Genomic DNA, 7,349 nt, shown 5'->3' with positions numbered 1-7,349 from the left:
CAGGCAAAATTCAATCATATTGTTAAAATTCTTAAACAAGTAAAGGGAAATACCAAATTTAGGTATTTATGCGCCTAAATATGATAATCTAAATCGAAAAAAGTTCACTTTTTCAGTGCCTTCGGGACAGGTTTTCTGTCCCACTGTGACAATAAGGGGATAAGGGATTATGAATTCATCACCAAAAAACAGCAAAAAAACAACACCAAGCCTCAGCTCAGTGTTGCCTCAATTTCTTTTAATCTATTTTTCACAAGCAATCCCGTCTTTATCACGGTCCTTTGATTTATTGGCATTATAAAGTTCGAGCGATACAAAAGGTTTGTATTTCGTTTTTCCGCCTTTATTTATTATATTCGCTGCTTTTGCTACCCCACCCTTATACACCTTATTCAATTCAGTACAATTACTGTAGGATACTGCTTTTGCTATAGCTTCAGCATGTTCCGTGTAGCTAAATGAAAAACCAAATAATAGAGCAAATGTAAGCAAAACTTTTATTATCTTCTTCATACAAATTTATCCCCCATTAGAGTGTAATTTTCAGTTTTAAATTCGATAAATCCTTATTAAATTCCTTTTTTAGGAAATAAATCAAAGGTGGTGCTGCTGAGTCGTTTTGGGTGGTTAGATAGAGGAAATATATATAAGATATTGGTTAATCATCTAAAATTGAATGAATTAAGGGGGAATAAAATAAATTTTCACAACTGTACCAGGTACAAACTTTTTCGTGTACCTGGTACACAATTTTTCATTGGATTTCATAAAACACGAGGCTTGACCACATTTGAGGTATTTTAGATTAGGTTATCGAGGCTGTTTAACAATTATTGTTTCTTTAACTTTTCAATTTCTCTTTCATTTCGAATTGTTTTCTGAAAGATATAATCTTGATCCGCCTTCAAAGAGTGAATTGCCCGCATGACTTCTTGATGTCGATTTTCAGATTTTAATTCGAATTGAGTTTGTCTATATCTCAATTCTTGAAGTTCTTCTCTAATGCTTTTTTGTTCGCATTTGATCTCTCCGATGTCGGATTTCATTTCCGTGATTTCGGATTTTATTCCTCCAATGTCAGCTTTAATCTCCGTGATTTCGGATTTTAAACCTTCTATTGTTGGTTGAATCGTGCCCACCATTCGAATTAACTGGGAAAGCATTTCTTCTGATTTTCCGTTACTCATCTCATTTCACCTCCTCAAGTCTATTATAGTTGGGAAATAAAATATCTCAACCGATTTGTGTTGATAAGATCTGGTAAGTTGTCCCACCAGAATGTTTCCATTTCTTCATAAAGATTTGGATTCTAAATTAATGTTGTTTGTAAAAAATTAGTGGGACACTTTTACTGTCCCCAATGTCCCAGTAAGCAATAAAACCCACCTGAAATTTATCAGGTGGGCCACATTACTCTATCGTTTCAAGCTATCTGTAAAAAACTGGTGGGACACTTTTACTGTCCCCAATGTCCCACCACCCAGTTATTTCGTCACGACTACTTCTACAGTGGCTTTGTTTTGGCCGTATTGGATAGTGATTGTTTGAGTTCCTGGTTTTTTTGCTGTAACTAGGCCGCTTTTTACGTTGATGACTGGTCCTTTGCTAGAGTAGGAAGCTTGTTTCGTTACGTCTTTTTCTGTTGTGCTACCATCAGCAGCGGTTGTTACTTCTTTTACTACTAGTTGTGCAGTTTCTTTAACTTTTAATGAAAGTTCTGATTGGTCAACAACTAATGATACTTTTGGTTCATTGTCGCCAGGTTCTGGTTCAGTTGTACCTGCATCTGAAACCGTTACATTAATTGTTAATTCATTTTTACCGTTTTTCACAGTAATTGTAGTAGTACCTACTTTATTAGCTTTCACTAAACCGTTTTTAACAGAAACAATTTTCTTATCCGCTACATTGTATTTTGCTGATTTTGTAACATCTTTTTCACTTGTACTTCCATCTGCTCTTGTTGTCACTTCTTTAATTGTCAGTTGTACTTCTTTCCCTAATTCCAAGTCAACTTCCGTTAAATTCGCAACTAATTTAACTCCTGGTTCGATAACAACAGGATCAACTACAGTCACATAAACAGTCACTACATTTTCTCCATGAGTAATCGTAATTGTTGTTGTTCCTTCACCTACTGCTGTTACTAAACCATTTTCAACAGTTGCAACCGATTCATCAGCAACCACATAAGTAGCCACTCCAGTCACATCTGTCACTGTTGGATCACCTACCACTGGCGTAGAAGTTTCAGTAACAGTTAATTGAGCTGTTTCACCAGTTGTTAAATCAAGTGTCGTCGGATCAACTGAAAGTGTCACTACTGGTTCTGGTTTCACATCATTTTCAAATGCTTGTTGGCCATTATTACCTGCAGCATCATTAATGATAACTGTTACAGATTCAGCACCGGCCGGAATATCGAATGAGAACGATCCGTTTTGTGCTAAATTAAATGGTACTGGTTCAGCGTCTACTCCGTTAGTCGTAGCCACATAAGAAGCTTTTAGTTTTTCATTTAAATTATAGCTTAAACCATATTTAACTAACTCAGCATTATAATCGATATACTTGTCTGTCACTTGTCCAGTCACTGTTCCATCACTCACTGTACCAGTAATTACTGGCTTAGTCTCTTTCACAACAATTGGTCCTACATAGTCACTAATCACACCATTGGCTGCTTGTGCAGTATAATCGATCGTATATAGTCCATCAGGAATTTTTGTTGCAGGTGTACCATCCCACGGTCTGTACTGCCCAGAAACATTCAGCGAATACGATCCTTTTCCTAGAGAAGAACCAGCATGTAAATATCCTATATACCCGTCTCCATATACCCCACCATTAGGATTCATAACATCCCAAAGCTCGATATAGTTTGTCGCAACATCCCCTGTAATCGTAAATGAAAGAACAGCTGAATCTTTCACACCATCTCCATCGAATGATAGATCGGTTTCAGTAATTGCCATATTCTTAATCTCTGTCGCAGCTACACCACCGAAGTCCGCTGCAAATGGTAATGAAATCTCAGAACCTCCACCATTAATATGGATATAACCAAGAATTTCAGATCCTGCCGGAGCATCCGCTTGAGAAGCCGTTAATGTAACATTGATTAATTGCTCACCACTTAAAGTGAATGTTGGTGTATCAACTGTTACTTTTGCATCACCGTATGTCTTAGTTGTATTCACAGTGACTGTATAATCTCCAGCGTTACCCTTGATGTCCTTAACAAGAATTTGTTTCGTAACTGAAACATTCCCATCCTTTAATGGCTGTGGACCGAAAGTAACCGTACCTTTCAAGTTATCAACGATTGCTCCAGTTCCATCTAACACAGCCGTATCAAGAGCATAAGCAAGTACATTTGGATGAGCTGCTACGTATGCATCAACACGTCCTGCACCTTGTGCGAACACATCATATTTATTCGTATCCAATAGTTTCGCTGTATTTGAAAGGGCAACCTTCACATCAAATGGCGTCCAATCTGGATTCGCTTGCTTAACAAGAGCTGCAATCCCAGCAATATGTGGTGTTGCCATAGACGTACCCGTTTTACGTGCATACGCTTCATCATATACAGCTTCTGGGAAATCTGCTTTATACATTGGAATTGTAGACATAATATTTGTACCAGGTGCAGTTACATCTGGCTTAATGTCAAAGTTTGGAGTTGACGGTCCACGTGAACTTGAATCATTTACCGCGTCTCCAGTTGTCGTAGTTGAACTAAAATTACCGAATGAAACCGTTCCAGTTCCATTTTGTAATGCTGCACGAATTGCATCTCCATCTGTTTGAGACATATCAAATGTTGGGATGAATTCAAATGCATCACCTAGTAAAGTACCAGATGGATTCGGTGCATTTGTTCCACCTGCGAAGTTATGAATAATAGTTGCGACTGCACCATTTGCTTTTGCATTGGCAATTTTATCGACAAACGGAATTGTACCACGGGAAATTAATACTACTTTTCCCTCCGCATTTATTCCTTCATAATCTTTTTCTTCTCCAAGGCCAGGAACAGCAACGATTTTATATTCCCCTTGAAGTTGTGTTGCTAAATCCTTGCCGAAAGTTGTTCCCATTAATTGCAATTTTTTCGTTAAGTTAAATGAACCAACCGTAACATTTACTTCACCACTGTAAATTGTTTCTGGATTTGTTGTGTTACCAACTGCAATACCTAAACGAGATGTACCTGGTGTTCCCATCGTTCCGCGTTCTGGACCGTCATTACCAGTTGCAATAACTGCAATCGTCCCAGCCATCATAGCGTTATTAATTGCGAATGAACCAGCGTCTGTTTCAGTGTTAGATCCCCCACCTAAAGATAGGTTAATAACATCCATTTCTTCAATAACAGCAGTGTCAATCGCTTTGATGATACCGGAAGTAGCTCCACTTCCATATGCACCAAGTACTCGGTATGCATAAAGATCTACTTTAGGAGCAATACCTTTAATTCCATACTCATTTGCACCAATTGCTGCAATGATTCCTGCAACGTGTGTACCGTGAGATGTGTAGAATGCACTACCATTCGCATTAAATTCTGGAGTACCTGCAGGACGTTCTACAGGAGAAGTTTCTGAGGCATCATCTTCTGAACGTTCTCTTGTATAAGTAGATGAATTTGGAATGAAGTTTTTTCCGCCTTTATAAATATCTTTAAATTCTGGGTGATCCGCATCAATACCTGTATCAAGAACAGCTACTTTAATGCCTTGACCTTGATATCCTTCAGCCCATAATTTTTCGATACCTAAGAAGTCGATACTTGTATTCATCATTGCGTCTACTTTTCCATCTTTCAACGGAATAGTAGATTCAGAGTTTTGAGGCTCTTCCAATGCATGTACGATTACGTCAGGCTCAACTAACGTAACGCCTTGTACTGTAAGTAGTTTTGGAAGATCATCGGCTTTTACAACCGCTGCAAAACCATTTAATACAGTATCAAATGTATATCCTTCTTTAATTGCAATCTTTTTAAGACCTAATTGTTTTTTTACACTTGCTTGTTGTGCTTGTACTTTTGCTTTTACTTGCTTTTCTTGTGTTGCTGAAAAGGACTTTCCTTTTAACTTGTTAATCCCCTTTTCAAGAGCAACTGGTTTTTCTGATAAATGAATGATGACTGAAACTTCTTGGTTGCCAGACAAATTCTGCAAATCTACATGGAGCTTAGGTCCACCATGGATCACGTTTAATTGTTCAGTGACAGCTGCCTTTAACTCCAGCATACTTTCGCTCTGGCTGTTTTGTTTGAACGGTAGTACTTCATTTGCTGAAGCAGTCATAGTCGGACTAAACAAACTAAAGACCATAGCTAGTACTAGAAATAGACTAAAAAACCTACTACTTCTTTTTTTCTTCAATGGACATCCCCCTCAACACAGTGTATCGATACGACTCTATGAAAGACAAAATCTATTCATAAATTGGTATCTTACAATACATATGAGCTTGTCTATTAATTTATAAATAAAATGAGTCTTTGGTGGGAGAATTTCTAACATAGGAGTGAAAATTTACACTTCTCAAATACGTCATATCGTGACATTAGAGGGGCGTTGGGGGTGCGGGACATCGGGGGACATTGGGGGTGCGGGGGACATTGGGGACAGTCTTTCTGTCCCAGTTGGTGCAGTGGGACGTTGGGGACAGTCTGAAGGCACTGAAAAAGTGAACTTTTTTCGATTTAGATTATCATATTTAGGCGCATAAATACCTAAATTTGGTATTTCCCTTTACTTGTTTAAGAATTTTAACAATATGATTGAATTTTGCCTGCTTTTTAGAGGATAGTATTGCTGCTATCCTCTTTAAATTAACTGCTAATACAGTTAATTTGGCTTGTAAGGTCATGCTTTTTAGACCGTACCCTAAGGCACGATCTAATCCGTGGAAATTTTTCATCTCACCATTTTTCCATTCTTGGCAAGACCTGTTTTTATATTTTTCCCTAAATTCATCTGATTTTTGTTGCTGGCTATATTCATAAAATTCTGGAGTATTGATTCCAACTTCTAAGATTTTACCTACGGTCTTTCCTGAGATACACATATCTCTCATAGGACAGTTCTTGCAGGTTTCCTTATCGAAGTAATATCTGTAAGATTCCCGCTTTTTTCCTTTTTTATGATATTTTCGTATTGTATAATTGCCCTGAGCACAGAACCATTCGTCAGAATCCTTATTGTAATTATATAACTCTTCATCAATCTTATAAGCCATTTCACTTACTGGTATGTATACTTTAGCGCCAACTTCATTTATTTTATCTAAGATTGGTTTTCTAAAATAGGCTTTATCACCATATATTTCCCCGATGGATACGCCACTTTTCTTCGTTAATTCTAATAACTCGTTAAACTTGGTTCCGTCTACGTAAGCACCATCACCTACGTGAACTGCCGTGATAATTCGATCGTTTGTCGTCATCATAAATTCTGTTTTGTACCCAAAAAAGTGAGAAGTTTTGCTTTTGTGACCGACTCTTGCATCCTGGTCTACAATAGAACGAACTCCTTTTTGTTCCATAAATTTAGGATCTTCTATTATTTCTTTCGCATTATTCAGAAGTTGCTTCGTTTGAGGATTATATTCTAAGTCAATGGATTTTTCTACTTGGCTAATCACTTCTTCCAGACGCGATTTCATAGTTGCTTTGGCTTCATGATGATCTTCTATATCTTTATAATTAGGTATTTCTTGATTTAGTCCCTGAGGGACTTCACCGTGTTCCTTTTCAATTGTTTTAAAAATTTTTTTCATCAGACGTTTCATAACTCTTTCCGCAGTACATTTAAATGTATTTGCCTCGGAGTGAGTGGTATCAATACTTATACCAACCCCATCAATGATTCCTTTGTCTACACATTGCTTTACAACCACAGTAATAATTTCATCAACGGTTAAATTACCTTCTAGTTTATTCTTTCGAAACTTCGTTAAAAGACTTGGATGTGGTAGTTCATCTTCTGGATTGATTCCTAGGAAATACATATAGGCCAAATTTAAAGAGGCGTCTTCTACCACTCGTTCATCAGAAAGTTTATAAAGACGTTGTAAAACTAGAAGTTTTACCATTAGTTCAGGTTCTTTCGCTGGTCTACCATAATATTTACTGTATGTTTTCTCAAGCACTCTATTAATAAAACTAAAATCTACTTCATCATAAAGTATTTTTAACATATGGTTTTCTGGTATTCTATTGTATAATATTGAATAGATGCTTAATTGATTATCTTTTTCTTTAAGCATAAAATTACCCCCAGTTTGGTTTGGTTTCTAGTTAATTCCATTATACCAAATGTTGGGGGTTTTTT

At 37.0% G+C, this 7,349-nt stretch carries 3 protein-coding genes and 1 pseudogene; all 4 read right to left on the bottom strand.

Going from position 1 to position 7,349, the window contains the following annotated elements; translation table 11 throughout:
* Nucleotides 1-243: 243 nt before the first annotated feature.
* Nucleotides 244-513 (bottom strand): excalibur calcium-binding domain-containing protein, encoded by a 270-nt coding sequence (locus ACOQFO_RS00060; RefSeq protein ID WP_421687690.1) that lies wholly within the window; start codon nt 511-513, stop codon nt 244-246.
* A gap of 317 nt (nt 514-830) precedes the next feature.
* A complete protein-coding gene (locus ACOQFO_RS00055) occupies nt 831-1,187 on the bottom strand; it encodes a hypothetical protein (protein WP_421687689.1) in 357 nt (118 codons plus the stop codon).
* A gap of 297 nt (nt 1,188-1,484) precedes the next feature.
* On the bottom strand, nt 1,485-5,396 hold the full coding sequence (locus ACOQFO_RS00050; RefSeq protein ID WP_421687688.1) for a S8 family serine peptidase: 3,912 nt from the start codon (nt 5,394-5,396) through the stop codon (nt 1,485-1,487).
* 418 nt (nt 5,397-5,814) lie between these two features.
* Nucleotides 5,815-7,284 (bottom strand): annotated as a pseudogene (locus tag ACOQFO_RS00045) (IS1182 family transposase); the annotation flags it as partial.
* Nucleotides 7,285-7,349 lie beyond the last annotated feature (65 nt).

Source organism: Ureibacillus sp. MALMAid1270 (assembly GCF_049202975.1).
Classification (GTDB): Bacteria; Bacillota; Bacilli; order Bacillales_A; family Planococcaceae; genus Ureibacillus.
This window is presented reverse-complemented; position numbering and strand designations above follow the sequence as displayed.